Annotated in this window: 24 protein-coding genes; 16 read left to right on the top strand and 8 right to left on the bottom strand. The window is 59.8% G+C overall.

Annotation, left to right across the window (positions count from 1 at the left end; all coding sequences use genetic code 11):
• Positions 1 to 10 precede the first annotated feature (10 nt).
• From FNT36_RS14115 to ccsA (FNT36_RS14085), 7 genes are all read left to right on the top strand, one after another.
• A complete protein-coding gene (locus FNT36_RS14115) occupies positions 11 to 1930 on the top strand; it encodes a fibronectin type III domain-containing protein (RefSeq protein ID WP_144848775.1) in 1920 nt (639 codons plus the stop codon).
• 114 nt (positions 1931 to 2044) lie between these two features.
• Positions 2045 to 2722 (top strand): heme exporter protein CcmB, encoded by a 678-nt coding sequence (locus FNT36_RS14110; RefSeq protein WP_317129610.1) that lies wholly within the window; start codon positions 2045 to 2047, stop codon positions 2720 to 2722.
• Positions 2723 to 2821: 99 nt separating this feature from the next.
• The gene (locus FNT36_RS14105; protein WP_144848772.1) at positions 2822 to 3445 is read left to right on the top strand and encodes a methyltransferase domain-containing protein; all 624 of its coding nucleotides are present in this window, start codon (positions 2822 to 2824) and stop codon (positions 3443 to 3445) included.
• A 30-nt stretch (positions 3446 to 3475) separates the two neighbouring features.
• Positions 3476 to 4153 (top strand): cytochrome c biogenesis protein CcsA, encoded by a 678-nt coding sequence (ccsA, locus tag FNT36_RS14100; RefSeq protein WP_144848769.1) that lies wholly within the window; start codon positions 3476 to 3478, stop codon positions 4151 to 4153.
• Entirely contained in the window at positions 4125 to 4376 is a 252-nt protein-coding gene (locus FNT36_RS14095) for a CcmD family protein (RefSeq protein ID WP_233635915.1), read from the top strand. The genes ccsA (FNT36_RS14100) and FNT36_RS14095 overlap by 29 nt, the downstream gene beginning before the upstream one ends.
• Before the next feature lie 39 nt (positions 4377 to 4415).
• Positions 4416 to 4859: a cytochrome c maturation protein CcmE domain-containing protein gene (locus FNT36_RS14090; RefSeq protein ID WP_144848765.1), complete on the top strand. Its 444-nt coding sequence runs from the start codon at positions 4416 to 4418 to the stop codon at positions 4857 to 4859.
• Positions 4860 to 5380: 521 nt separating this feature from the next.
• Positions 5381 to 7969, top strand: a complete 2589-nt coding sequence (gene ccsA / locus FNT36_RS14085; RefSeq protein ID WP_144848762.1) for a cytochrome c biogenesis protein CcsA — start codon at positions 5381 to 5383, stop codon at positions 7967 to 7969.
• 80 nt (positions 7970 to 8049) lie between these two features.
• Here the strand turns inward: ccsA (FNT36_RS14085) and FNT36_RS14080 are convergent, their stop codons facing one another.
• Positions 8050 to 10806 (bottom strand): fibronectin type III domain-containing protein, encoded by a 2757-nt coding sequence (locus FNT36_RS14080; protein WP_144848758.1) that lies wholly within the window; start codon positions 10804 to 10806, stop codon positions 8050 to 8052.
• Between the two features lie 315 nt (positions 10807 to 11121).
• Between FNT36_RS14080 and FNT36_RS14075 the strand changes: the two genes are divergently transcribed.
• From FNT36_RS14075 to FNT36_RS14060, 4 genes are all read left to right on the top strand, one after another.
• Entirely contained in the window at positions 11122 to 11934 is an 813-nt protein-coding gene (locus tag FNT36_RS14075; RefSeq protein ID WP_144848755.1) for a Rossmann-like and DUF2520 domain-containing protein, read from the top strand.
• A 39-nt stretch (positions 11935 to 11973) separates the two neighbouring features.
• Complete coding sequence (locus tag FNT36_RS14070; protein ID WP_144848752.1) at positions 11974 to 12306, top strand: 2Fe-2S iron-sulfur cluster-binding protein; 333 nt, start codon at positions 11974 to 11976, stop codon at positions 12304 to 12306.
• Positions 12307 to 12414: 108 nt separating this feature from the next.
• On the top strand, positions 12415 to 12651 hold the full coding sequence (iscX, locus tag FNT36_RS14065; RefSeq protein WP_144848750.1) for a Fe-S cluster assembly protein IscX: 237 nt from the start codon (positions 12415 to 12417) through the stop codon (positions 12649 to 12651).
• Positions 12652 to 12761: 110 nt separating this feature from the next.
• Positions 12762 to 12956, top strand: a complete 195-nt coding sequence (locus tag FNT36_RS14060) for a cold-shock protein (protein ID WP_144848747.1) — start codon at positions 12762 to 12764, stop codon at positions 12954 to 12956.
• A gap of 91 nt (positions 12957 to 13047) precedes the next feature.
• On the opposite strand, the gene FNT36_RS14055 is transcribed toward FNT36_RS14060, so the two are convergent.
• Complete coding sequence (locus FNT36_RS14055) at positions 13048 to 13368, bottom strand: 2Fe-2S iron-sulfur cluster-binding protein (protein ID WP_144848743.1); 321 nt, start codon at positions 13366 to 13368, stop codon at positions 13048 to 13050.
• Positions 13369 to 13457: 89 nt separating this feature from the next.
• Positions 13458 to 14465 carry an NAD(P)/FAD-dependent oxidoreductase gene (locus tag FNT36_RS14050; protein WP_144849281.1) on the bottom strand — a complete coding sequence of 336 codons (1008 nt, stop codon included), beginning with the start codon at positions 14463 to 14465 and terminating at the stop codon, positions 13458 to 13460.
• 157 nt (positions 14466 to 14622) lie between these two features.
• Here FNT36_RS14050 and FNT36_RS14045 point away from each other — a divergent pair, with 157 nt between their 5' ends.
• The 5 genes from FNT36_RS14045 to FNT36_RS14025 all read left to right on the top strand — a co-directional run bounded on the left by FNT36_RS14045 (position 14623) and on the right by FNT36_RS14025 (position 19095).
• Positions 14623 to 15558, top strand: a complete 936-nt coding sequence (locus tag FNT36_RS14045) for a hypothetical protein (RefSeq protein ID WP_144848740.1) — start codon at positions 14623 to 14625, stop codon at positions 15556 to 15558.
• Between the two features lie 134 nt (positions 15559 to 15692).
• A complete protein-coding gene (locus FNT36_RS14040; protein WP_144848737.1) occupies positions 15693 to 16766 on the top strand; it encodes a glycosyltransferase family protein in 1074 nt (357 codons plus the stop codon).
• A 94-nt stretch (positions 16767 to 16860) separates the two neighbouring features.
• Positions 16861 to 18132: a phosphopyruvate hydratase gene (eno, locus tag FNT36_RS14035; RefSeq protein ID WP_144848734.1), complete on the top strand. Its 1272-nt coding sequence runs from the start codon at positions 16861 to 16863 to the stop codon at positions 18130 to 18132.
• A gap of 95 nt (positions 18133 to 18227) precedes the next feature.
• On the top strand, positions 18228 to 18545 hold the full coding sequence (locus FNT36_RS14030) for an FtsB family cell division protein (RefSeq protein ID WP_144848731.1): 318 nt from the start codon (positions 18228 to 18230) through the stop codon (positions 18543 to 18545).
• Between the two features lie 169 nt (positions 18546 to 18714).
• On the top strand, positions 18715 to 19095 hold the full coding sequence (locus tag FNT36_RS14025; protein ID WP_233635914.1) for a hypothetical protein: 381 nt from the start codon (positions 18715 to 18717) through the stop codon (positions 19093 to 19095).
• Between the two features lie 163 nt (positions 19096 to 19258).
• Here FNT36_RS14025 and FNT36_RS14020 read toward each other — a convergent pair whose 3' ends face one another.
• The 5 genes from FNT36_RS14020 to FNT36_RS14000 all read right to left on the bottom strand — a co-directional run bounded on the left by FNT36_RS14020 (position 19259) and on the right by FNT36_RS14000 (position 24526).
• Positions 19259 to 20419: an anhydro-N-acetylmuramic acid kinase gene (locus FNT36_RS14020; RefSeq protein WP_144848725.1), complete on the bottom strand. Its 1161-nt coding sequence runs from the start codon at positions 20417 to 20419 to the stop codon at positions 19259 to 19261.
• Positions 20416 to 20772: a nucleotide pyrophosphohydrolase gene (locus FNT36_RS14015; RefSeq protein ID WP_144848722.1), complete on the bottom strand. Its 357-nt coding sequence runs from the start codon at positions 20770 to 20772 to the stop codon at positions 20416 to 20418. Before FNT36_RS14015 ends, FNT36_RS14020 begins: the two co-directional genes overlap by 4 nt.
• A complete protein-coding gene (gene dtd, locus FNT36_RS14010; protein WP_144848719.1) occupies positions 20772 to 21224 on the bottom strand; it encodes a D-aminoacyl-tRNA deacylase in 453 nt (150 codons plus the stop codon). Before dtd ends, FNT36_RS14015 begins: the two co-directional genes overlap by 1 nt.
• 141 nt (positions 21225 to 21365) lie before the next feature.
• Positions 21366 to 22472 carry an endolytic transglycosylase MltG gene (gene mltG / locus FNT36_RS14005; RefSeq protein ID WP_144848716.1) on the bottom strand — a complete coding sequence of 369 codons (1107 nt, stop codon included), beginning with the start codon at positions 22470 to 22472 and terminating at the stop codon, positions 21366 to 21368.
• A gap of 71 nt (positions 22473 to 22543) precedes the next feature.
• Positions 22544 to 24526, bottom strand: a complete 1983-nt coding sequence (locus FNT36_RS14000) for a carboxypeptidase-like regulatory domain-containing protein (protein ID WP_144848713.1) — start codon at positions 24524 to 24526, stop codon at positions 22544 to 22546.
• Between the last annotated feature and the right edge of the window lie 11 nt (positions 24527 to 24537).

The raw sequence follows: 24537 nt of genomic DNA, 5'->3' as shown, positions 1-24537 counted from the left end.
CCCCTACATAATGGGACTTTTCTACCACGTCGCCTTTTGGTCGCGCTTGAGCGCGGCCACGCTGCTGGCGGTAGGTAGCCTGACGGCTGCCCGCGCCCAGACCTTTGCCTACCCCGCCAACGAGGCTTACAACGCGGTAAGCGCCTACACGGACCTAGGCGCTACGGGCACCGCCATCGCCACGGCCAACACCGACGACGCCAACTCGGACGCGCAGGCTATTGGCTTCACATTCAATTATAACGGCACGGCGTTTACACAGTTCGTGCTCAATACCAACGGCTACATCAAGCTAGGGGCCACGGCCCCAGTGGCTCCTTACTTTTACAGCTCCCCGCAGGTGACGACTGGTGGTCCGTTGAACTCGACGACTGACACAAACCTGATTCTGCCTTTCAACACCGACCTGACAGCGGGGGCCACTTCTCCCACTGAGTACCGCGTAGCTACCACGGGCACGACAGGTAGCCGCGTATGCACCATTCAGTGGAAAAATGTGTCGGATAAGGCTTCGACTATCGCCACGCAGTACGCCAATTTCTCTTTTCAGGTCAAGCTGTATGAAGGCAGCAACCAGATAGACTTTGTGTACGGCACGGCCACACCCGGCGTCACGGGCACGGCCGCCCCACGCACAGTAGCTGTGGGGCTGAAGGGTAGCAGCCCAGCTGACAACCAGCTGCTGACCGTTCAAAAAGCCTCTACTTTCCCCTGGTCGACCTCAATAGCCCAGAACCGTGACTATCCGGTTGCCACCGGTAACGCCTCGCCTACTGGCCACAACGTGCGTGCCGATGCCACGGTGCTGCCTGAAGCCGGACGGACGTACCGCTTCACAGCACCGACCTGCCGCGTACCCACCAACTTGGCCGTTAGCAACCTAACTACTACTTCGGCTACCATCACGTTCACCGGTCCTACCAACGGCACGGCGTATGCCCTTATTTATGGGCCACCGTTGTTTGACCCTACCCAAAGCGGTACTGTAGTTCAGACTACTAACACTAGCTATACCCTCACAGGCCTTACTCCCGGCAATGGCTATGACCTATACGTGGTGGCCCAGTGCGGCGCCAACAGCCAAAGTATAGGGAGCGCGCCCCTTTATTTTTCGACACCTTGCACGGCTACAACCATCGTTATCAATACGTTTCCGTACGTCGAAAATTTCGATGCTTTGCAGGAGGGTACCATCCCCTGCGGCTACCAAGGGCTGGATGTCAACCAAGACGGCTATACCTGGGGAACCCTAGTTGACTATGGCAACTCGGCTCCTAGTGCGCTGGCTTATGTTTTCAACGACAATGACCCCACAATAGGGGCTGACGACTGGGTTTTCACGCCCGGCTTGCAGCTACGGGCGGGCTACGCTTATCAGTTGCAATTCAGCTACGCCGCTGGCGCGGCCAACTACCCCGAAAGCCTGGAAGTGAAGTACGGCACCGCCGCTACCCCAGCCGGCCAAACTACCCAGCTCTATAGTGCCAAGTCCATCACGAATGAGGCTTATGCCACCACGGCGGCCGGCCAAGTGGCCACCATTACGCCGCCCGCTGATGGGGTGTACTACATCGGGTTTCATGCCCTTAGCGCACCCGACCGGGCGGCCCTGCTCATAGATGATATTCGGATATCTGAGAGCCGCGTACTGGCCGTTCGAAACGCTACCAACACTGTATTCACGGCTGAAGCCGCGCCGGTGCCCTTCGGCGAAACGCTGACTTTGACGCTGAACACTCGCAAGGCAGGTCCGCTGCAATTGACTTTGCGCGATGCCCTAGGGCGGGTGCTGCGCCGCAGCACGATGGCCGCTACCGTGGGCACCAGCGCACTGACCGTGCCCGAGGTAGGGCAGTTGCCCGCGGGTGTGTATTTCCTCAACATCGAGCAAGGAGGCGAGTCGCAGGTGCTGCGGGTGGCGCACCAGTAGCTTGCCCTAGGTTCTCTCTCAAAAGCTGCGGCCGGCCGGTCGCAGCTTTTTTGCTTTTTGAGTAAGGCGCACTGCCTGATACACCGGCCCCGGCACAGGCCGTATCTTTGCGGCGTGTCGCTGCCCGCTGAAATCTGGCATTTATTGCTAAAAGACCTGCGCCTGGAATGGCGGCAGCGTACAGCGCTGGCGGGCCTGCTGCTCTACGTGGGCGGCACGGTGTACGTGAGCTACCTCAGCTTTACGCTGCGCGGCGGCCTGCCCCCGGCCCCGGCCTGGAACGCGCTTTTCTGGATAATCCTGCTTTTTGCGGCCCTAGGTGCCGCAGGCCGCGGCCTGGCGCAAGAGCCGGCTGGCTTGCGCCTGTACTACTATACGGTGGCTCGGCCCGAAGCCGTTATCTTGGCCAAAATCGTTTACAATGCCCTACTGTTGCTAGCCCTGGCGGGGCCAGGGTTGCTGGTCTACACCATGCTGCTCGGCAACCCAGTGCAGAGTTGGGGCCTGTTTGCTGGCAATGTGGCCCTAGGTGCCATCAGCTTGGCTTCGTCGCTCACGCTGGTTTCGGCCATAGCAGCGCGGGCGGGGCAGAGCGGGGGTGGCACGCTGCTGGCCGTGCTCGGGCTGCCGGTGCTAGTGCCGGTGCTGCTTATCGTGGTCAAAATCAGCAAGAACGCGCTCGATGGCTTGCCTTGGGATGTCAGCCAAGGGCCCATGCTCACGCTCATTGCCTTGAACTTTATTGTGGGGGCGGTGTCCTATGTGTTATTCCCTTTTCTATGGCGCACCTAGGTGAGTAGCATTAGGCAATTATCAGCTGTCAGTTCGTGTTAGGCTGATACTTAGTACTTGTCCACTGCTACTTATTCACTGCTTTTCGCTATTTGTTCTATGCTAACTAACCTCCCCCCGCAAGCTTTTGCCCGCCGCGACGAGTCGCCGGACCAGGAGTTTTACCGCTTCGAGCGGCTGGTGACGCACATCGACGCGGGAGCAGTGGCGGCCGTGACGCAGCTCTATCGGCAGTTTTTGCCGGCCGGGGGGGCAGTGCTCGACCTTATGAGCAGCTGGGTGAGCCACCTACCCGCTGAGGTACCCTACACCCGCGTAGCCGGCCTAGGCATGAATGCCCGCGAGCTAGCCCAAAACCCGCGCCTCACCGAGCATCTGGTGCAAGACCTTAACGCGCAGCCGCACCTCCCCTACGGCGACGCTGAATTTGATGGAGCGGGCATTTGCGTATCGGTGCAGTACCTCACGCGGCCGGCCGACGTGTTTGCGGAATTGGCGCGCGTGCTGCGGCCGGGTGCCCCGCTAGTGGTCACGTTTTCCAACCGCTGCTTTCCCGATAAAGCCGTGTACGCTTGGCAAGTGCTCGACGACAACGGCCACGTAGCTCTGGTGCAGCAGTATTTCGCGGCGGCCAACTTTGGCCCCACCGAGGTGTTTGCCCACCGCCCCAAGGGTGGCGACCCCCTCTATGGCGTGGTAGGCCGCGTGCCCACCAACCCGTAGTTTTTAATTCATACTTTATAAGTAACCAACATGAAGTGGTGGAAATACCTGACTATCGCCCTGCTGCTGTACACAGTAGTCATGGGCTTTTTGGGCCACGTGCCGCGTTTGGCCATCCTCAACGAGACGGAGCGTAACCTGTACTTCCACGTGCCCATGTGGTTCGGGATGACGATTATCCTGCTGGCGTCGGTAATTAATTCTATCCGCTACCTGCGCACTCCTAGCTCGCGCCTTGATATTCTAGCCCACGAGTCGGCCAAGACGGGCATCCTCCTAGGGGTATTGGGCCTGCTGACTGGCAGCCTGTGGGCGCGCTACACCTGGGGCACCTGGTGGACCACCGACGTAAAGCTCAACGGCGCAGCCGTGACAATGCTCATCTACGCCGCCTACCTGGTGCTGCGCGGCTCGGTGAGCGATGAGCAGCAACGCGCGCGCCTCTCGGCTATCTATAATATTTTTGCATTTTCGGCGGCTATCCCGCTGCTGTTCATCATGCCTAGGTTAGCGGAAGCGTCGCTACACCCCGGCATGGGTGGCAACCCCGGCTTTAGCAAATATGACCTAGATAGCGCCATGCGTTTGGTGTTCTATCCGGCCGTTATTGGCTGGACGCTGCTGGGCGTGTGGATTACGGAAGTGGCTTGCCGCTTGGCTTTTGTGCAAGAGAAGATTTATGAAAAACAAGAAAAACAACTGGCTTAGCAGGGCCATGGCCCTGCTGCTACCGCTGCTGCTCTTAGGTGGCGCGGCCCTTGCCCAGGCCCCGGCGGCCGCCGAGCCCGAAATGGCGGACGCTCTGCGCGCGAGCGGCAAAATCTATGTGGTGGTGCTGGTGCTCGTCATCATTGTCACGGGCCTGCTGGTGTACCTCGTGCGCCTCGATGGCAAAGTAAGCCGCCTCGAGCGGGACGCAGAAAACCGCTAACCTAGGCACCCCTTTGGTCGAAAATCTGTTCTTAAATCCATGAAGAAAACGCACATTTTCGTGTTGCTCGTCATCGCTGCGGCGGTGAGTGTTATCATCAGCACTATGTCGGGGGCTAGCTCCTACGTCACGTTTGCCGAGGCCCGGCAGCAGGCGGCCGCCGGCAATCCCAATAAGGTGCACGTGGTGGGCACGTTGCCCCGCGACGCATCTAAGCAGCCCCTAGGGCTGGAGTATGACGCCCGCCGCGACCCCAACTATTTTGCCTTCACGCTAGTCGACACTCTCAATGTGGCCCAGCGCGTGGTGTACCATAACCCCGCGCCGCCCGACCTCGACAAGTCGGAGCAAGTAGTTATCGTGGGCGCCATGAAAGACAATATCTTCGTGGCTGACCAGATTTTGACCAAGTGCCCAAGTAAGTACGTGGAGAAGGACCTAGGCAAGACGGCCCCGCCCCCCGCCACGGCAATGAATAACTAGCTTACAGCTAACTGTTTTTAGTATCAGTTTATTCAACCGGCTGTCCTGCTGAGTTTGCAAAGCATCATCTCACGTTTGTGTGCCCTAGGCCAACGCGGTGAGATGCTTCGCAAGCTCAGCAGGACAGCCGGTTTTATGTTGGCGCTGTGCGCCACCCGCGCTGCTCAAGCAGCAGTTGGTAGGCTACAGCAAGCTGCGGCCGGTGATGGCGAGGGGGACTGATGGGGGCACTTCTTTCCTTGATTTGCCTCTGGGCCGCTACCCACACGGCGCGTACCTGATATTCCATCTTTCTAATCCTCAGAATGGGAACCTGCTGCGCTCGATTAGCCTTACCAGCCTGGCGATGTGCAGCGTGGCCGACTCTATGCCCAGTCCTGGCGCGATGCCAGCCTGAGTGAAGTAGCGGTGGACGCAACCTGCCGCCCGCCGCGTGGTTCTGCTTACACCGAACACCTAGTACTGTCGCTTAGCACCCCGGGGTACTAGGTGGTACCTTTGCAAGAAAAACTAGTTTGCCTGTGAATTTATTTATCGGAAATCTCGGCCAGGCCAGCGTTATCGTGGCCTTCGTGGCGGCGGCAGTAGCGGCCTACGGGTACTTTCAGGCGGCGCGCGGCCGGGCCCTCGGCGAGGCCGATGGCAGCTGGCTGCGGCTGGCGCGGGGCGCGTTTTTCGTGCACGGCGCGGCGGTGCTGATGGTAGTGGGCGCGCTGTTCAACATCATTCATGCGCACCGCTACGAGTACTACTACGCGTGGGCGCACTCCTCCAACCACCTGCCGGTGCACTTCATGATTTCGTGCTTCTGGGAGGGGCAAGAGGGTAGCTTCCTGCTCTGGATATTCTGGCACGTGCTCATCGGCCTAGGTATCATGAAGTTCAACCGCCAGTGGGAAGCGCCGGTGCTGGCCGTGTTTGCGGCCGTGCAGGCCTTCCTGGTCAGCATGATTTTGGGCGTAGTGGTGGGCGGCACCAAGATTGGCTCGTCGCCATTCATCTTGCTCCGCGATTTCCTCACCGACCTGCCAGTATGGAAAACGCAGCCTGATTTCGTGCCTAAAGATGGCAACGGCCTCAACGCCCTGCTCCAGAACTACTGGATGGTGATTCACCCGCCCACGCTGTTCCTGGGCTTTGCGCTTACGTTAGTGCCGTTTGCGTTCGCAGTTGCGGGCCTCTGGAAAAAGGAGCTGACCAACTGGGTAAAGCCAGCCCTGCCGTGGACCTCGCTCGGCGGTGCGGTATTGGGCATCGGCATTATGATGGGTGCCTACTGGGCCTACGAGACGCTGAACTTCGGCGGCTACTGGAACTGGGACCCGGTTGAGAACGCCATTTTCGTGCCGTGGCTGGTGCTCATCGCGGCCTTGCACGGCATGGTGCTGTGGCAAAAGCGGCGCATTGCGTTGCGCACGGCATTCGTGCTGGTGATAAGCACCTTTGTGCTTATTCTCTACGCTACCTTCCTCACCCGCAGCGGCGTGCTCGGCGCAGCCTCGGTGCACTCATTTACCGACCTTGGCTTGTCGGGGCAGCTTCTTATCTACCTAGGCTTCTTCACGGTGCTGGCCGTGGGCTTACTAGTGCAGCGCTGGAAAAGTATTCCGGTTTCGGATAAAGAGCTTGACGCCTACAGCCCCGAAATGTGGGTATTTGTGGGCGCCACGGTGCTGTGCTTGGCTGCCTTCCAGGTAGTGTTCACCACTAGCATCCCGGTGTATAAAGCCTTCCTAGGCTTCTTCGGTATCAAAGCCAACATGGCCTTGCCAGCCGACCAGGTGTCCTTCTATACCCGCATTCAGCTGTGGAGCGGGGTACTGATTGCGGTGCTTTCGGGCATCGGGCAAGTGATGTGGTGGCAGCGCAACAACAAAGAGTCAGTGGTCAACGCCTTTGCACCTAGCGTGATGCTAGCACTGCTGGGTACGGCCCTAGGTGTGCTTTTGCTGCGTTATTTCGGCCATCCCATCACGGCGCCCTACGCCATTTTGCTGGCAGCGGGCTTGTTTGGCGTGCTGGCCAATTTTGGCACCTTGTTCGGGCTGTGGCAGCGGGGCGTCACTGTTTCGGGTGGCGCAGTGGCGCACATCGGCATTGCCCTGATGCTGCTCGGTATGCTAGGCTCGTCGGGCTACTCCGATACTATCTCGCGCAACGTAACTGGCCGCCTCATTTCGCAGCAAATGTCGGAAGAGGAAAACCGCGACAACGTGCTGCTGCTCCGCAACGAAACCGTTCCGATGCACGGCTACGAAGTCACCTATACTGGCCAGTATCTCGACGTGCCCGGCGTGCCCGGCTACGTGAACACGCAGCTGCTCTACCGCACCGACGATGAGTATAAGGCAGTAGCTCGCGGCGATATCAAGCGCGACGACAAAGTATATTTCAAGACCGGTGACACGCTCGAAATCCGGCCCGAGAACACGTACTACCGCGTCAACTACGAGGATAAGAAAAATGGCGAGTCCTTCACGCTGTATCCCCGCGCGCAGGTCAACGAGGAGATGGGCGGCATCTTGGCTTCACCGGCGTTGCAGCGCTACCTAGGGCACGACATTTACTCGCACATCACCTCTGTGCCCGACCCGCGCAAGGAACAGCCCTGGAGCCCCAGCATTCCGCACGAGCTGGCCGTGGGCGATACCATTTTCTTGAATGATTATTTCGCGGTGTTCCGGGCCATCGAGCAGGCGCATTCGGTGCCGGGCGTGAAGCTAGAGCAAGGTGACATCGCCCTGCAAGCCGACATGATAATATCGGGTGAGAAGGGCCGGCAGTACCACGCCCACCCCGTGTTCTTGCTGCGCGACCGCCAGGTGGGCAGTGTGCCCGACGAGGTTGAAGACCTAGGCCTGCGTCTCACCCTCAATCAAATTGACCCGGTGAAGGGCAAGTTTACCTTCGGCGTGAGCACCACGGCCAAAGACTACATCGTGTTAAAAGCCACTGAAAAGCCGTTCATTAACTTGCTGTGGGGCGGCACGCTGCTCATGGGCCTGGGCCTGTGCATGAGCATCCGGCAGCGCCGCACAACTAAGGCCGCCAAGGTGCCCGCACCGGCCGTTGGCCGTGCCGGAGCTGCCCGACCGCAGGCCGTGGCTTAGGCTCGCTCCGACTCTTTAGTACCATAAAAAAGGCCACCCCGCTGGGGTGGCCTTTTGCATTGCCCTAGGTAGGCTAAAGCTTACTTGATGACGGAAAGCTGCCGCAGCGCATACTCGTCGCCGTTGGTTATCTTGAGGTGGTAGAGGCCTGTAGCGAGGTGGCTCAAATCCAGCTTATTAGTGAAGTTGTCGCGGGCAGTGCCTGCGTACACACGCTGGCCGATATTGTTTACTACTTCTACTTGCAAGCCTTTCTGCGCATTGGCCCCGGTGATAGCCAAGTCAAACACGCCCGTGGCCGAGGGGTTGGGGAACACCGAGATGGACCGCAGCAGCGCCTCCGACGTAGCCGTGGCGGTAACGGCGGTTACCGTCAGGTCGTCGATGTATAGGTTGCTTTGGTTGGCAGCGCTGTTCACGTGGAAGCCTACGTACTGGGTGCTGGCCCCAGCCGGCAGCAAGGCCACTACGGGCGTCGAGGCCCCACCGGCCAGTGCATAGGCGAGGTTATTGATAGCCGCGTTGGTATATAGCAGGTTGGTTTGGCCGGCCGCTGTGGGGGCCGTGCCCGACTTTACTTCGAGGCTTTCGGTGAAGTTGGACGTGCCCGCCCCGATGCCCGCCGCGCGGTAGCGGAAAGCCACCTGGTAGCGCGTGCCCGCCGTAGCCGGCAGCACCAGCGGCGGCGTGAAAAACCAATCATTAGCGGCCGTATTATTCACCACGGCGCCTTGGTAGCGCATGGCGTAGGGGCCCGAGTTGGGGCTTTCGGTAGAGATGCGCCAAGTAGTGCCATCGCCGTTGGCATCGAGCGTGGTAATGCCGCACGGCAGCGACTGCCCCGGCAAGATGGTATCGAAGTTCTGGTTGTAAGGGAAGGTCGATACCGTTGTCACGGGGTCGCAGGCCGTGATGAACGTCAGCGGAGCTGAGTAGATGCTAGTGCCGCCAGCAGTACAGTTGCTGCGCACATATACTTGGTAGCTAGTAGCCGGCGTGAGGCCCGTCAGCGTCACTGGCGAAGTGGTGGCCGCGATAGTCGTGCCGCCCGTGCTCACATTGAAGCCCGCGGGGCCATACACTAGCTGGTAATCGCTGGTGCCCGTAGCCGGCGGTGTAAACGTAATGGTGGCACCCGTAGGCGTCACGTTGGTAGCGGCCACGGCAGTCGGGGGCGCGCAGTTAGGCACCGCAGTTCCTATCTCGATGGCCACGCGCGCCTTCGGGTTCGCATTCACAAAGTCGGTCCAGGTAGTGCCCGTGGTGCTGAAGTAGAACGTACCTGGCCGAATGGGGTCTTCGGTTTGGTAATTGATACCAATGTTAGCCGGCGCACTGGCGGTGCCGGTTTCGCGCACCGCTACAAAGAATGTAGCAGGTACCGCGATGCCCGGCAGGGTTACTGTAAGAGGGCCCGCAGTAGGCGTGCGGATTTGGGTCGGCGATGTGTAAAGCAGCTGCCCGGGCAGGCCTCCCGTGCCAGTAGCATCGTAAAGCAGCACCTGGAATGGGGACGTATTATTAGCACTCGCGGCCAACGTTAGCACTACGTCGCTGACGACGGTAGCGGCGGGCAGACTAAACTTCTGCGTCAGCCAGCCATTGCCGACCCCTACGCTGCCGGTTGTGGTGCCAGTGGGGTCGGTGTACGATAAGCGATTAGCCGTAATAGTTTGGCCATAAGTGGTACTATTGTTAGTGGTGTTGCCATCAGCAGGCACAGTCACTGTCAGTACGTTATCGCCCGCGGCCAGCGTGGTGGGGTAAGCAGCAAACGTAACCGTGGTAGATGCCCCCGGCGCCAGCGACGCAATAGTTTTGGTATCGCTAAACGTGTTGGCGCCCGTCACGGCCAGGGTCACGGGCAGGTTGGTTTGGGGGCCTGCACCAGCGTTGGTTATCACGGCCCGCACCGTGTGCGGCAGGGCCGTTTGGGTAGCTAGCTTGCCGAGGGTATAAATGGCAGATACAGCAGCGTCATTGGCGGGAGCTGTAGCAAAGCGGAACGTGCGCCCTAGGTCGGGCCCGTAGGTACGGCGGTAGTTAAGTGTAGTGCCACTGTAGACGCCGGTAATGAAAACTGCCGTTGACCACGCCGCAGTCGACGACGTTTTATTAACTAGAATATCCTGCCCGGCCGAGCTGCCCGAGCCTTTGATGCCCACCGTTGGAAAGCGGTTGATGCTAGCGCCTGCTGTGGCCGACACCACCGGGCCGTACACAAACTCGATGGTGCCCGTAGCTTGGTAGAGCTTCACCTGAAACGCGAAGTTGTCGAACTGCGTGGCATTGGTGCTACCCGCCTTGTCGCGCACATTCTTCCACTGAATAGTGCACACCTGGCTGGTGCCCGTGCCTGTGGTAGCCACCCGATACTCGGCGGGGCCCACACTCCCATCCTGCAAGTCGAAGTTGAAGGGTGCCAGCAAGTTCACATCAGCCGGGTCGGTGCTGCTAATGGGGTCAATCCCCGCGGCTTGGCCAGTTTCATAGACCCCAAACAGATTGGCCACCGATGGCGCGGCGCTTCCTAGGCGCATAATACCGTTGGTATTCAGCACAAACTGCGTAAATGATGCGCCGTTATAGTTGAAGGTGAACCCGATATTTTGGGGCGCCGAGTTAGCATCATCGGTATTGGCCGTGGTGATAACTGTGCTGTTGCTCACCGTTGCCAGGTCGGTGTAGGTGCCGGTCACGTTAGAAGCCGTCGCCACAGCATAGTTCAGGACCTGAGCCTGGGCCGCTCCCGCAGCCCCACCTGCCAGCAAGGCTGTGAAGCCCAGCTGCCGCAGTCGATAAGCTAACCCAGTTGTTTTAGCGTAAGGTTTTTTCATGAAAAGCAAAAGAAAATGAGCATAAAATGTGGGGGCAGAGGCCGAGCAGGCAGCTAGGCTAAGGCAAGAAGTACAGCGCGGTCTACAGTCGTATTTCCTAAACGGCTTCTTACCTAGGCGAGGTTGCCTGCAGCCTCAAATGGGACAAGGACCTTTCAACCCCCAAGATGCTAATTTTTTATGGAACTTTCGGCGGGTAGAATGGTACTTCTATCCCAGGCCCTGCTCCCAGTCATCACTACCTATCAAACCAATACCCTAGAGCTCACCTGCTTATTAGGCAGCTAAGCTCTTCCAGCTACTTCGTTTATTCTCATGCGCATTGGTTTATTCGGAACGGGACGCGTGGCCACGGCACTCGGGCCTGCACTTGTAGCCGCAGGGCACGCGCTCATTTTCGTGGCGGGCCGCACGCCTGCCAGCGCGCTGGCCCTTGCTGCCTTAGCCCCTGGCTGCGTCGCCCTCTCGCTGCCATTGGCGCAGGCGCTGCCCCCCGCCGACCTTTACCTGCTGGCCGTGCCCGATGCGGCCGTGCCCAACCTGCTAGCGGCCGTAGCCTGGCCCTCAGGAGCACTGGTGGCGCACTTGGCCGGCGCGTTGCCAGTGGCGGTATTTGCGGCGCAGCCGCAGGTGCGCGGCGGCGTGCTCTATCCGCTCCAAACCTTCAGCCCTGGCCGCGCTATCAACTGGCCAGCCGTTCCCCTCTTTGTCGAGGCCCCCGACGCCGCAGCCGAAGTACAGTTGCTGGCTCTGGCCCACAGCCTCAGCCAGCACGTAGCACGGCTCGACTCGGCCCAGCGGCTGCGGCTGCACCTAGGGGCCGTGTTTGCTAGCAATTTTACCAACCACGTGCTAGGGATTGCACACCAATTGCTGGGCGAGGCCGGCCTCTCTTTCGACCTGCTAGCACCACTGGTGCGCGAAACTGTAGACAAAGCCCTAGGGGCCCAGCTGGGCCCCTTTGCGGTGCAAACCGGCCCGGCTGCTCGCCACGATACCCCTACCCTGGCCGCCCACGCGGCGGCACTGGTGGCTCACCCCGCCTGGCAGACACTTTACACGCAGCTCACGCAGAGCATACAGGCAGCGGAGGCAGCCACTGTGGCGCGCCCGCTTAGCCCTGCCTAACTTTGTACTTTCAACTGGCTCTCTGAGCCCACTACTATTTTGCAACCCTCCACCATCATCTTTCAGTTTCAGGACGGCCAGCCTCCCCAAACGCACGTGGCCGCCAGCGGCGAGTCGGTGCTCGACGTGGCCCTCAACAACGGCATTCAGCTGCAACACAACTGCGGCGGCGTGTGCGGCTGTAGCACCTGCCACATCTACGTGGACAAGGGCATGGACGACCTGCCCGAGATTTCCGACAAGGAAGAAGACTTTATTGACCGGGCCATCAGCCCGCGTATCAACTCGCGCCTAGCCTGCCAATGCGTGCTGCCCAACGAGCAGCTCGAAGTCGTCGTCACCATTCCGCCCCAGCATTTTCTAGGGCACTAGTTTCTTAATTGTCAGTTGTTAATGGTTAATTGTTAATGAGCACCATTACTCATTAGCAATTAGCCATTAACAACTAACCATTAATAACTAATCATTAACCGCTAACAAATGAATCATTACGAGCCGCCCATCGAATGGGCCGACCACGAGGACGTTGCCATTGCGCTCTACGAGAAGTTTGGCGACGACTTCACCGAAGCCAAAATCTATCGCATTCGCTTTACCGAGCTGCTAGAGTGGATTCTGACCCTGCCCAACTTTGCCGGCACCCGCGAGCAGGCCAACGAAGGCCACCTCGAGCAAATCCAGGCCAAGTGGGTGTATGAGTGGCGCGACCACCAGTAGGCTAAACCCCAACCCCCTAGGGCCGTATGACCGTAGCTGGCTGGCCCAGCACCCACCTGCTTGTCAGCTGCGGCTGCGCCAGTCAGCATTTTTTTCTTTTTTATTAGGCTATGAAAACCGGAACAGTAAAATTTTTCAATGAGACCAAAGGCTTTGGTTTCATCACCGACGACACCACCCGCGAAGAGTTCTTTGTGCACGTCACGGGCCTCAACGGCGGCCAGATTCAGCAGAACGACCGCGTAGAATTTGAAACCCAGGAGGGCCGCAAAGGCGTAAACGCCGTGAACGTGCGCCGCATCTGAGGCGTCGCTACGTTGGGTTTATCCTAAAAAAGGCCTTTCCACTGCTGGAAAGGCCTTTTTTGGTATTTCGTGCGTCTATTCCTCTAGCGCCCTAGGCTACTTCAGCTAGCCGAACTACTAGCCCATCGACGCGGGGAGTAAGGCGAATTTGGCAGCTGAGGCGGCTGGTTTCGTGCAGCACGGGCAGGGTGTCAAGCATAGCCCACTCATCTTCGCTGGGCTCGGGCAGGGCAGGGCCGGCCAGCACTTCTACATGGCAAGTGGCACACAGCGCCATGCCACCGCACGTAGCCTGAATGGGGTATTCATTAGCTTTCAGCAGCTCCATTAGGCTCAGGCCCATGTCGGTGGGGGCTTCTAGCTCGCGCCGCTGGCCGGGCGCCTCTTCTACATAAACTCGAACGTCACTCATTCCTTTTGATTATGAATTATGGCTTACGAAACTGAGGTGAGCAGCCAACTAATGCATCGGCTCACCTCAGTTTCGCAGGTCATAATTACTTACATCGTGGGCACCCCGTTTACAGTTGTGTACTTAAGGGTGTATTTTTTGTCGGGGTAAATGTACTTAAACGCGCCCTGACACATAAGCGCCGCCTCGTGGAAGCCGCACAAAATGAGTTTGAGCTTACCGGGATAGGTGTTGATGTCGCCAATGGCGTACACGCCGGGCAGTGAAGTGCTGTAGTCCAGCGTGTTCACCACTACAGCGTCGTTGTCGAGCTCTAGGCCCCAGTCGCCGATGGGCCCCAGCTTGGGCGTGAGGCCGAAGAGTGGCACAAACGCATCAATCGGCACGGTCACGGCCTCACCATTATTGCCCGTGATGGTGACTTGCTCTAGCATGTCGTCGCCGTGCAGGTGCGTCACGTTGGAGCTGAGCACGAGCTTGATTTTGCCCGCTTCAGCCAGGGTTTTTACTTTCTCGGCCGAGTCGGCAGCGCCGCGGAAAGTGGTGCCGCGGTGCACGAGCGTCACGTCGGCGGCCACGTTGGCCAGGAAGTTGGTCCAGTCGAGGGCCGAGTCGCCACCGCCCGCAATCACAATTTTTTTATCGCGGAAGTGCTCGGGGTCGCGCACCATGTAGTGCACGCCTTTGCCACTCTCAAAGCGCTCTAGGTTCTCCACAGCCGGCTTGCGCGGCTCAAACGAACCTAGGCCGCCTGCAATGGCTACAGCCTTGCACTGAATCTCTGTGCCGTCGGTGGTGTAGAGCTGAAACGAGCCGTCGTCGAGCTTAGCAAAGCGCTCTACCCGCTCACCTAGGGTGAAGGTGGGATGGAACGGCTCGATTTGCTTCATCAAGTTGTCAACCAAGTCGCCAGCCAGCACTTCGGGGTAGCCCGGAATGTCATAAATTGGCTTCTTAGGATAAATTTCGGTGAGCTGACCACCGGGCTGCGGCAGGGCGTCTACCACGTGGCAGCGTAACTTTAGCAGACCAGCCTCAAACACGGCAAACAGGCCTACTGGCCCGGCCCCGATGATGCAGATATCTGTCGAAATAATCTCGGGCATTACAGGAAATTTAAGTATTTAGAATGAGTACAAAGATACGACTGAGGGGGTGGACTGGCGTGCTAAATATGGGTTTTTGGCGCTGGGTGTAGTAGCATTGGCCCGGTTTTCGTTTTGGCGGCGGCACACCTGGCCGCATTTTTAGTTTATGACCACCTCCTATACCTCTGCACTGGCGCGCCTAGGCGCCCTAGGGCTGCTAGCCACCACGGCCTGCACTGCCCCACGCAACATCACTACCTCGGGCAAAGTGACGCCCCAGGGCGAGTTTCGCATAGCTTATAATCAAAACTTTAACGTGGCTACTGCGCCGCTCGCCAAGGCGGGCTCGGCCGTGCGCAGCGCCGCCAGCCAGCTCGGTACCCAGGCCGCCGAAGGCCAAAAGGTGAACTACTCCGACGCCGTGAGCCAAGTGCAAACCGCTGCCCTCGCCTACTTAGTCGACCCCGTGCAGCCGGCCTCTGACCTTAGCATTCGCTACGGCATTGTGCCGCGCCTCGACGCAGGTTATAAATACGCATTCGGCTCGCACGTTTTCGACGCTGCCTATCAGCTGCTGGGCCCTACCGGCTCGGTTGAGAACCCTGAGCGCGGAGCCGCTGGCGGCACCACCTATGCCAGCGTAGGGCTGCAATACGCCATTCAGCGCGCGGGCTTGCCCAAGATTCCTTTTCTCACCGACCTCAACAACTTGCTCGGGCTGTCGGCTACGCGTCAGGACTTAATTATTCCGCTCACCGTCAGCCAGTCGCTGGGCGCGGAGGAAAGCATTGGAGCCATCAGCTACGGGGTGGTGTACGCCCACTCGTGGGTGAGCTACGGCTTCACCCCCAATAACTTATACAATCGGGCTGGCACCAACGTGCTACCGGCTCTGCCTAGCCAGAGCAACAACTTCTCCTCCTACGGCCTGTTTCTGAACGCCAAGCTGGGTTATAAGTACGTGTACCTCGTGCCGGCCCTCAGCTTCTACTACCAGAACTACGGCACCTACACGCTGGTCGATGGTAGCTCCACTTCGTTTAGCGGGGCCACATTTATTCCGTCCCTAGGGGTGCAGTTTCGCATCCCAAGCTTCAAATAAGCTTCTTGCCGGTCTTTGCGAGTGCCACGCAGCAGTCTAACCCAAAGGGCAGTGCTTAGCAGGTGCGCTTGCTGCGCGGCGCTCGCAAGGACACACCGGCACCTTACTCCTTTACCTATTCACTCACTTACCGCATGACCATTCTCTACGGAGTGCCTGGCGAAGGCCTAGGGCACGCCACGCGCAGCAAAGTCATTATTGCCTGGCTGCTGGCCGAGGGGCACGATGTGCGAGTGGTTAGCAGCTCGCGGGCTTTTACGCTGCTCGACAAGACCTTTCCGGGCCGGGTACTGGAGATTCAGGGTTTCCACCTAGCGTATAAGAAGCTGACGGTGTCGAAGTCGCGCACTATCGGCCTTACGCTACGCTCGGCACCCGAGGCGCTGCGCACCAATTTTCGGCAATACCGGCAGCTGCTGCACGGCTTCCGGGCCGAGGTAGTGATAAGTGACTTTGAGTCGTTCAGCTACCTATATGCCAAGCTGCTGCGCGTGCCGGTTATCAGCATTGATAATATGCAGATAATCAGCCGCGCCCAGCTCGATGTAGTAGTGCCCGAGGAGGAGCAGGAAAACTTCGACGTAGCCCGCTACTTAGTGCGCGCCAAGCTGCCCCGCGCTAAGCATTATCTTATTACTACGTTTTTTGAGCTGCCGCTGCGCCCGCGCTACGCCGAGCGCACGACGCTGGTGCCCAGCATCATCAGGCCCGAGATACAGGCGGCGCAGCCGACTAAAGGCGACTACATGCTGGTGTACCAAACGGCCACCAACCAAACCGACCTAGTCAAGATTTTGCAGCAAGTCCCCGGCCAGGAATTTCGGGTGTACGGCTTCAATAAAGACGAAGCGCACGGCAACGTGTTGCTGCGGCCGTTCTCTGAGGCAGGCTTTATTGCAGAGCTGGCGGGCTGCCGGGCAGTGCTCACCAATGGCGGATTTTCGCTAATTTCGGAGGCAGTGTACCTACACAAGCCGGTGTGCGCGGTGCCTATTCCGGCGCAGTTTGAGCAGTGGCTGAACGCGGCCGAGATAGAGCAGCGCGGCTACGGCTGGCACTTCGAGGCCATTACGGCGGCCAACGTGCAAGCCTTCCTAGGTCAGCTACCGGCCTATGAAGCGGCCCTGGGGGCTTATCAGCAAAATGGCAACGAGGAATTATTCGCAAACCTGCGGAAAATATTGGCGGGGCTGGCGACAGTGGATTAGCTAGGTGCCTGACCTTACCTTTGCCCGGCTGGCCTAGCCACTCGTGGCACCCTAGGGCAGCACCTCATAGCTTCTTCACCTCATCACCAGAAAAATGAGCTACATCGCAGCCATTCACGCCCGCCAGATTTTTGATTCGCGCGGCAATCCGACCGTCGAAGTTGACGTAACCACCGATTCGGGTACCGTAGGCCGCGCCGCCGTACCCTCGGGCGCCAGCACCGGCGTGCACGAAGCTGTAGAGCTACGCGACGGCGACAAGAGCATGTACCAGGGCAAGGGCGTGCTGAAAGCCGTTGAGAACGTGAACACTAAGATTGCCGAAGAGCTGGTAGGCTTCTCGGTATACGAGCAGGGTCTGATTGACAAAATCATGCGCGAGCTCGACGGCACCCCCAACAAAGGCAACCTAGGTGCCAACGCCATCCTCGGTGTAAGCCTAGCCGCCGCCCGCGCTGCGGCGCAGGAGCTGGGCCAGCCGCTGTACCGCTACATCGGCGGTGTGGGCGCCAACACGCTGCCCGTGCCGATGATGAACATCTTGAACGGTGGCTCGCACGCCGACAACAAGATTGACTTCCAGGAATTCATGGTAATGCCCGTAGGCGCCAGCTCGTTCTCGGAAGCACTACGCTGGGGCACCGACATCTTCCACACCCTCAAGTCGGTGTTGAAGAAGAAAGGCTACAGCACCAACGTAGGCGACGAAGGCGGCTTTGCTCCCGACATTCAGAGCAACGAGGAAGCTATCCAGATTGTACTGCAAGCCATCGAGCAGGCTGGCTACCAGCCCGGCGAGCAGGTAATGATTGCCCTCGACCCCGCTGCTTCGGAGTTCTTCGAAGATGGCAACTACCACTTCAAGAAGAGCACCGGCGACAAACTGACGCCCGAGCAAATGGTGAGCTACTGGGTTGACTGGACCAAGAAATACCCCATCATCAGCATCGAAGACGGCCTGGCCGAGGACGACTGGGCAGGCTGGAAGAGCATCACCGACCAGGTGGGCAAGAAAATTCAACTCGTGGGCGACGACTTGTTCGTGACCAACGTAGAGCGTCTGCAACGCGGTATTGATGAGCACATTGCCAACGCTATCCTCATCAAGGTAAACCAGATTGGCTCGCTCACCGAGACCATCGACGCCGTGACCCTAGGTCGCCGCAACGGCTACAAGTCCATCATGAGCCACCGCTCGGGTGAGACCGAAGACTCGACCATCGCTGACCTCGCCGTAGCCCTGAGCACTGGCCAGATTAAGACGGGCTCGGCTTCGCGCTCGGACCGGATGGCCAAGTACAACCAGCTGCTCCGCATCGAGGAAGAGCTGGGCGAAATGGCTTACTTCCCCGGCAAGAAAATGTAAGAAGCCGCCGGCTTCTAGCTACGGAAGACCCTGCTTTGCTAGTCGAAGCAGGGTCTTCTTTTTTGCTTAGCTTTGTAATCAGCTCATTTTTGGCCATGCAATTCCCCGCCTTCCTCTTCCCCATCCTGCGCGTGCTGCGCAATTTCTACTTCCTCACTGGCGCGGCCTTTGTGGTGTGGATGCTACTTTTTGATGGCAACGACCTAGGCAAGCAGTATGACATGTACCGCAAGTGGAAAGAGCTGCGCAACGAGAAAGAATATTACGAGTCGAGCATTGAGGCCGTGAAGCACGACCGCGCCGAGCTGCTAAGCTCGCCGGCCCTGCTCGAAAAGTTTGCCCGCGAGAAGTACCTCATGAAGCGCCCCGGAGAGGACGTATTTGTGCTGGTGCCTAAGGAAGAGGATAAGTAAGCTCTAGGTCTGCTGACAACTGCTTTTATAAGAAGCGCCCGCTGTTCCGAGAATGGCGGGCGTTTTTTATGTCGTGTATCTTCACCTTCCGCCACCAATTACTCGTTCCTTGCCACTACGCGCCCCTACTCCCTATTTATGGCCTAGCGCGGTCGCTTTACTGCTGGGTTTGGTGGCTGCGCTGGGCTTCCAGCCTACGCCCAGGCCTACCCAGGCTCAAGTGGCGCGGCGCTTTTTGAGCGAAGTACTGCGTGCCGACTATCCGGCCGCCTACCAGCGCCTGGCGCCCGAGGTGCGGGCCACGCTCCCCCCAACAGCATTTGCGACCGCGGCCGGGCCGCTACGGCACCTAGGGCAGCAGCGCGGGCAAGCAGTAGAGCTATACAAACTAGGTACTTGGCTAAGTGAGGGTGGCGGACACGAGCCGTGGTTCTACCGCTTTTCCTTTGCCAGTGACTCGGCTCGCCGCCCGCCACCAGTGCTACTCGAAGTAACTTTTAGCGACACCACCGCACGGCAGGTACTGGGCTTTGGAATCAAAAATCGGTAGAGTAAGACCTAGGGCAGCCCTAACGTAATACCCCACCCCCGGCCCCTCCCCTCCGGGAGAGGGGAGCCTGACGACTTAATAGCGTTCGCTTACGTTTGCTCACGGTCGGCTCCCCTCTCCCGGAGGGGAGGGGCCGGGGGTGGGGTAAACACACCGTGGTTACCTAGGGTAACGAAATCTTACCCAGGCTCAGCGTAGGGTGGCCAGCCAGCGTCTCGTTGGCCAGTACTGCGAAGAGAATGGCTTCCTTGGCATCGGGCGGCACGCTGGCCTTGGCGGTGCTGAGCAGGCGGGCAGTGGGCAGGTGCCGGCCTAGGGCCGCCAGCAGCGTAGCATTGTGCGCCCCGCCACCGCTTATGAGGATTTCGGCTGTGGGCTGGGGCCCTAGGTAGTGCCTAGCAGCCTGAGCCACGCCGGTGGCCGTAAGCTCCACGAGCGTAGCGAGCAAGTCGGGCGCGGGCAGGCTGGTGGTGGAGGTTTTGGCCTGGCTAGACTTCAAATAAGTGGGCGAAAACAGCTCGGGACCAGTAGTCTTGGGAAAACCTTGGGCAAAAAACGGGTGGCTGAGTAGCGCCGCCAGCAAGCCTGCGTGCACGTGGCCCTGGGCCGCGAGGTAGCCGCCCGCATCATACGTCTGCTGGGGGTAGTGCTGGCGCACCACGTGGTCGAGCAGGGTGTTGGCGGGGCCGGTATCGGTGGCCTGGGCGGGACCACCATCGGCGGGCAGATACGTGAAGTTGGCAATGCCGCCTAGATTAAGCAGCAGGCGGTCGGTGCCCGGCTGCCGAAACAGCAACTCGTCGGCAAACGGCGCCAGCGGGGCACCTTCGCCGCCAGCCGCCACGTGCTTTTGCCGGAAATCGGAGAGCGTGACGATGCCCGTGAGGTGAGCTAGGTGGTCGCCGTCGCCGATTTGCAGCGTGGCATGGTGCCCAAACTCGGCCCGCCGGTGCTGGTGGCGCGGCGCGTGCCAAATGGTTTGGCCGTGGCTGGCCAGCACGTCTACCTCGGCGGGTACCACGCCCCACTGCTGCAAGCAATTCAGCACCGCGGCAGCGTTGCGGCGAGCCACTTCGGCGTGTAGTAGCACCACCTCTTGCAGCTGCACCGTGGGCTGGCTAATGGCCCGCAGACGCTGCTGAAACTCGACTTCGTAGGGCACGGTGGCGAAGTGTTCGAGCACTACATCGAGGGTGGCGCCGTGGCCGGTGCAGCGGCACAGGGCCACGTCGAGGCCATCGAGCGAGGTGCCCGACATCAGGCCGATAATACGCCGACTCGGCTGGTCGGCAAGTTGTACTAGCTTGGTTAGCTGCGCATTCATAGGTCGGAGGCAGGCGCGGTAGAGTCGCCTGCTAGCTTAGGATTGTCGCGGTGGCGGGTGGCATCGCGCTGGGTTTTCTTGGCGAGGTTGCGGGCTAGGGCGTCGGTGAGGTTCACGCCGGTTTGGTTGGCCAGGCAGATGACTACGAAGAGCACGTCGGCCAACTCATCGCCCAGCTCGCGGCCCTTGTCCGACTCCTTAAACGACTGCTCGCCGTACTGCCGGGCAATGAGGCGGGCCACCTCCCCCACTTCTTCGGTGAGAATGGCCATGTTAGTAAGCTCGCTGAAATAGCGCACGCCGGTGGTCGTAATCCACTCATCTACGGTGGCTTGGGCTTGGTCGAGGGTCATTAGGAGGCAGTAGGAGAATCTAGAATAATCGTGACGGGTCCGTCATTAAGCAAACGTACTTGCATGTCGGCCCCAAAGATGCCGGTGGGCACAGGCTGGCCTAACTCTTGCGCCACCAGGGCTACAAAGCGCTGGTAAAGCGGCTCGGCCACGGCCGGTGGAGCGGCGCCCACGTAGCTGGGGCGGTTGCCCTTGCGGGCATCGGCGAGCAGCGTAAATTGGCTCACTACCAACACTTGGCCGCCTGTATCGCGCACGCTTAGGTTCATCTGGCCGTTCTCATCCGAGAAAATACGCAGATTAACAAGCTTGCGTACCATCCAGTTGAGGGCGGCCTCATCGTCGGTGGGCGCGCAGCCAGCCAGCACCAATAGGCCCGGCCCAATCTGGCCGGTGATGGTGCCTTCGACCGTTACGGAGGCTTCGCGGACGCGCTGAATAACAAGACGCATTTTACTATCTATCAATTAATAATAAGAATGGCATATGTCATTGTGAGGAGGCACGACAAAGCAATCTTCCCTTTACGTTAGCTAACGTAAGCAAGGCGGTGTAGGAAAGATTGCTTCGTCGTGCCTCCTCGCAATGACAGACTATTTTTTGATTTTCAGGCTGTCTAAATGCTGCCAGTAGCGGCGGGCATTGAGCTTGTGGTCGGCGTAGGTTTCGGCAAAGTCGGAGAAGCCGCTGCCATCGGGCCGGGCGCAAAAAAACACGAACTTGTGGTGCGCCGGGTGCAGCACGGCATCGAGCGTCTGCGGGAAAGGCGTGGTGATGGGGCCCGGCGGCAAGCCTTTGTGGCGGTAGGTGTTGTAGGGCGAATCGACCTTCTTATCCACGTTGAGCACGCGCTTCCGGGTACCTAGGCCGTGCAGGGGCCACAGCAGCGTGGGGTCGGCTTGCAGGGGCTGGCCTCGGCGCAAGCGGTTGAGATACACCCCCGCAATGAGCGGCTCGTCGGTAGGCTGGGCCGTTTCGCGCTGCACAATGCTGGCCAGCACTGCTACTTGCACCGGGGTCATTTTTAGCGAATCGGCCTGCTGCCGCCGCGCTGCCGTCCAGAAGCGGCGGTGGCGAGCGGCCACTGAGTCGAGAAAAGCCGCCGCTGGCGTGGGCCAAAACAACCGTAGTGTTCCCGGAATAAATAGGGTGCGCACGGTGGTCGTATCGAGCTTAAAATGAGTAGCCAGGTATGTACTGTCGGCCAGCAGCTTATGCAGCTGCACGGTATCGAGAAAAAGCTGGCGACCGGCTTGGCGCGGCAACTGCGGCAGGTAGTGAAAGGGCTTTAGCGTGAACGCTAGCGTGTCTTGCCGGCCGCTTTCAAGCAGCTGTAGCAATTCTAGGTTGCCTAGGCCGGCGGGCAGGGTGTAGCGGCCGGGGTGCGTGGGGTTATCCTTGGTGCCAAACTTGCGCAAGCTGGCCAGCACTACAAAGTCAATGGGCCGCTCTAGCAGCCCGGGCTGGCGCAACGAGTCTAGCACCTCTTCCTGCTTTGCCCCCGGCTGAATGTAGAGGTAAGCGGGTCCGTCCACATTTGCGAGCACATTGGGCTGATACAGCAGCCGGTGCAATACGCCGCCCACTAGCGCCAGCAGCGCCAAAACCACCCAGAATGCCACCTGCCGCCAAAACGCCCAGCCCGTCATTGGCCGGCGGGGCGGCTTGGGCGGAGTAGTTGGCAGCAAGGGGTCCGTCATGGGCGAGCACTGCCCGGTTGAGACTACCGGGCGCGACCAAAATTAACGCCCTAGGTGGGTTTGACACGGCGCTACTTGCCTAGGCGGTAGAGCAGGCCTACACTCAGCTGCCACCGCCCCAACTGCCAGGGAGCCGCCATGGCTGGCTGGCCGTCCACGGTCAGCTGCACCTCGCTGGCGGGGAGATTAAGGGTACCTTCGCTATCGCTGTGGAAGAAACCGCCCTGCTCCGTAGCCAGCAGCTGGGTGCGGGTGCGCACAGGCCACAGGTAGCCTAGGTCAGCCACAGCCTGCCATTGGTGGCTCAGCTCCACGCCCAAGCCCATTTTAGGCTGAATGGCATCGGTGAGACGCTGGAGGCTGAGGGCGAGGCGGTCGGTGGCCAGCTCAGCGCCGGCCAGGCGCAGGCTAGCGTCGGGGTTGTCGAAGGTGCCTAGGTCGCGGCTCAGGCTTTGGCGCAGGTAGGCCACACCTAGGCGCCCCAGCACGGGGCGGCCGCGCGGGTTCAGGTGGCGCTCCCAACTCAGGCCGGCCTCCCAGCCATCGCCCGCTAGCTGGCCCAGCGCATGCCGCGTCAGGCCATATAGAGCTAGGTGGCGCGGCAGCTCAATTTGCACGCCTAGCTGATAGCTGGCCGCTACGCGCCGGCGCCGCACCTCCGTGGTCGCCATTGCTCGGAAAGCGGAGCCCGGCGGCGCTATGTCCACACCTAGGGCACTCTCCGCAGCTGCTACAGGCAGCAGTCCCAGGCCGTAGGTATAGCGCAGCCGCCCCTGCCACCAGCGCCGGGCGGGCAGCGAGGTAACGGCCGGACTAGGTGCCGCCTCGGTGACGACAGGCGCAGGGGCAGCTAGCAACTGCTCGGCTTGCTGCTGGCGCGCTTGGTCGAGCAAATCGAGCTGCAATTGACTAGCAGGCAGCAGCGTCGTGTAGTTTTTCCAGAACGTCGAATCGTAGGGCGTGGGAGCCCGCAGAAAAATATCGTTGTACTGCGCCCGCTCGGGGTATGGGATGGGGGCAGCCTGGGCCGTGTCGATGGCCGTGGTTTGAAACTCGGCTAGGTGCCGCCGTGCCTGCCCAGCCACCGGCGACCCTAGGGTATTGTACCAGATGCTTTTGAGGTGCCAGCGCCCGGCGTATTGCTGGTAGGCCACGCGGTAGGCGCGCTCGGTGGCCCGAAAGCTCAGCACGTGCTCGCGGCGGATGCCGCTGGGCGTGCGGTGCCAAGCGGCCCCCAGAAAGGCGTAGCTCTGCTCATCAATGTACAGCTCGCCAGCAAAATTGGCCCGGTCGGTGCCCGGCCGCGGGCCAAAGGCAATGACGTACACCGGCCGCCCCTGAAACGTGGTTTGGGGCGTGAGCTGGTACTGGTAGTTCTTGAACTGGAAAGGCTGAATAAACTCGGCCCGATTGTGCACAAAATCAAACCGGTGCGGCACAAACGGCCCTGCCGACCACTCTATCTGAAGCAGGCCCGGCGCTGAATGTAGCGTATCGCGCAGGTCCACCTTGCGGGCTTCCAAAATCTGCACCTGCCCATCGTCGTTGGGGTGCTGATAGGGCGCTTTGTACACTAGCAACACGCCCTCGCTTAGGTAATCATACGCGTGCCCAGCGCCATGGTCGTCCGACTCGCGGAAGAAGCCCGTCAGGCGCGTGGGCCGCGTGGAGTAGTTGCGCGGAATGCGCGCCACCGCTTCCCGAATGATGCCCGTCACCGACGACGACACGGCCACGGCGCCTAGGGTAGCCGGACTACTTTGTAACTCGATGCGCAGCTCGGGCGCCGGCAGTGGCGGCAACGGCCGGGTGTAGCGCCGGTAGCCCAGCAGGGCCACCTCTAGCTCGGTAGTGGCGTAGGCCGCGGGCACCCGCAATGCAAAGCGGCCTTCTTGGTTGGTGCTCGTACCCAGCTTATTGCCCGCAATACCTACTTGCGCGAAGGGCAACGGCTGGTGCGTATCGGCATCGAGCACTAAGCCGCGCAGCACCAGCGCTTCTTGCGCCAGAGCTGGGCTGGCTAGCAGCCACAACAGCAAGTAAAGCAGCTTCACGGGAGCCTAGG

This window comes from Hymenobacter setariae, assembly GCF_007713685.1.
Taxonomy (GTDB): Bacteria; Bacteroidota; Bacteroidia; order Cytophagales; family Hymenobacteraceae; genus Hymenobacter; species Hymenobacter setariae.
This window is presented reverse-complemented; position numbering and strand designations above follow the sequence as displayed.

Coding starts and splice junctions, on each gene's coding strand:
- FNT36_RS14060 (WP_144848747.1), top strand. CDS start 12,762: ATGAAAACCGGAACAGTAAAATTTTTCAATGAGACCAAAGGCTTTGGT.
- FNT36_RS14090 (WP_144848765.1), top strand. CDS start 4,416: ATGAAGAAAACGCACATTTTCGTGTTGCTCGTCATCGCTGCGGCGGTG.
- FNT36_RS14075 (WP_144848755.1), top strand. CDS start 11,122: ATGCGCATTGGTTTATTCGGAACGGGACGCGTGGCCACGGCACTCGGG.
- FNT36_RS14080 (WP_144848758.1), bottom strand. CDS start 10,806: ATGAAAAAACCTTACGCTAAAACAACTGGGTTAGCTTATCGACTGCGG.
- FNT36_RS14055 (WP_144848743.1), bottom strand. CDS start 13,368: ATGAGTGACGTTCGAGTTTATGTAGAAGAGGCGCCCGGCCAGCGGCGC.
- FNT36_RS14040 (WP_144848737.1), top strand. CDS start 15,693: ATGACCATTCTCTACGGAGTGCCTGGCGAAGGCCTAGGGCACGCCACG.
- FNT36_RS14045 (WP_144848740.1), top strand. CDS start 14,623: ATGACCACCTCCTATACCTCTGCACTGGCGCGCCTAGGCGCCCTAGGG.
- FNT36_RS14020 (WP_144848725.1), bottom strand. CDS start 20,419: ATGAATGCGCAGCTAACCAAGCTAGTACAACTTGCCGACCAGCCGAGT.
- FNT36_RS14030 (WP_144848731.1), top strand. CDS start 18,228: ATGCAATTCCCCGCCTTCCTCTTCCCCATCCTGCGCGTGCTGCGCAAT.
- dtd (WP_144848719.1), bottom strand. CDS start 21,224: ATGCGTCTTGTTATTCAGCGCGTCCGCGAAGCCTCCGTAACGGTCGAA.
- FNT36_RS14115 (WP_144848775.1), top strand. CDS start 11: ATGGGACTTTTCTACCACGTCGCCTTTTGGTCGCGCTTGAGCGCGGCC.
- mltG (WP_144848716.1), bottom strand. CDS start 22,472: ATGACGGACCCCTTGCTGCCAACTACTCCGCCCAAGCCGCCCCGCCGG.
- FNT36_RS14015 (WP_144848722.1), bottom strand. CDS start 20,772: ATGACCCTCGACCAAGCCCAAGCCACCGTAGATGAGTGGATTACGACC.
- iscX (WP_144848750.1), top strand. CDS start 12,415: ATGAATCATTACGAGCCGCCCATCGAATGGGCCGACCACGAGGACGTT.
- FNT36_RS14095 (WP_233635915.1), top strand. CDS start 4,125: ATGAAAAACAAGAAAAACAACTGGCTTAGCAGGGCCATGGCCCTGCTG.
- eno (WP_144848734.1), top strand. CDS start 16,861: ATGAGCTACATCGCAGCCATTCACGCCCGCCAGATTTTTGATTCGCGC.
- FNT36_RS14105 (WP_144848772.1), top strand. CDS start 2,822: ATGCTAACTAACCTCCCCCCGCAAGCTTTTGCCCGCCGCGACGAGTCG.
- ccsA (WP_144848769.1), top strand. CDS start 3,476: ATGAAGTGGTGGAAATACCTGACTATCGCCCTGCTGCTGTACACAGTA.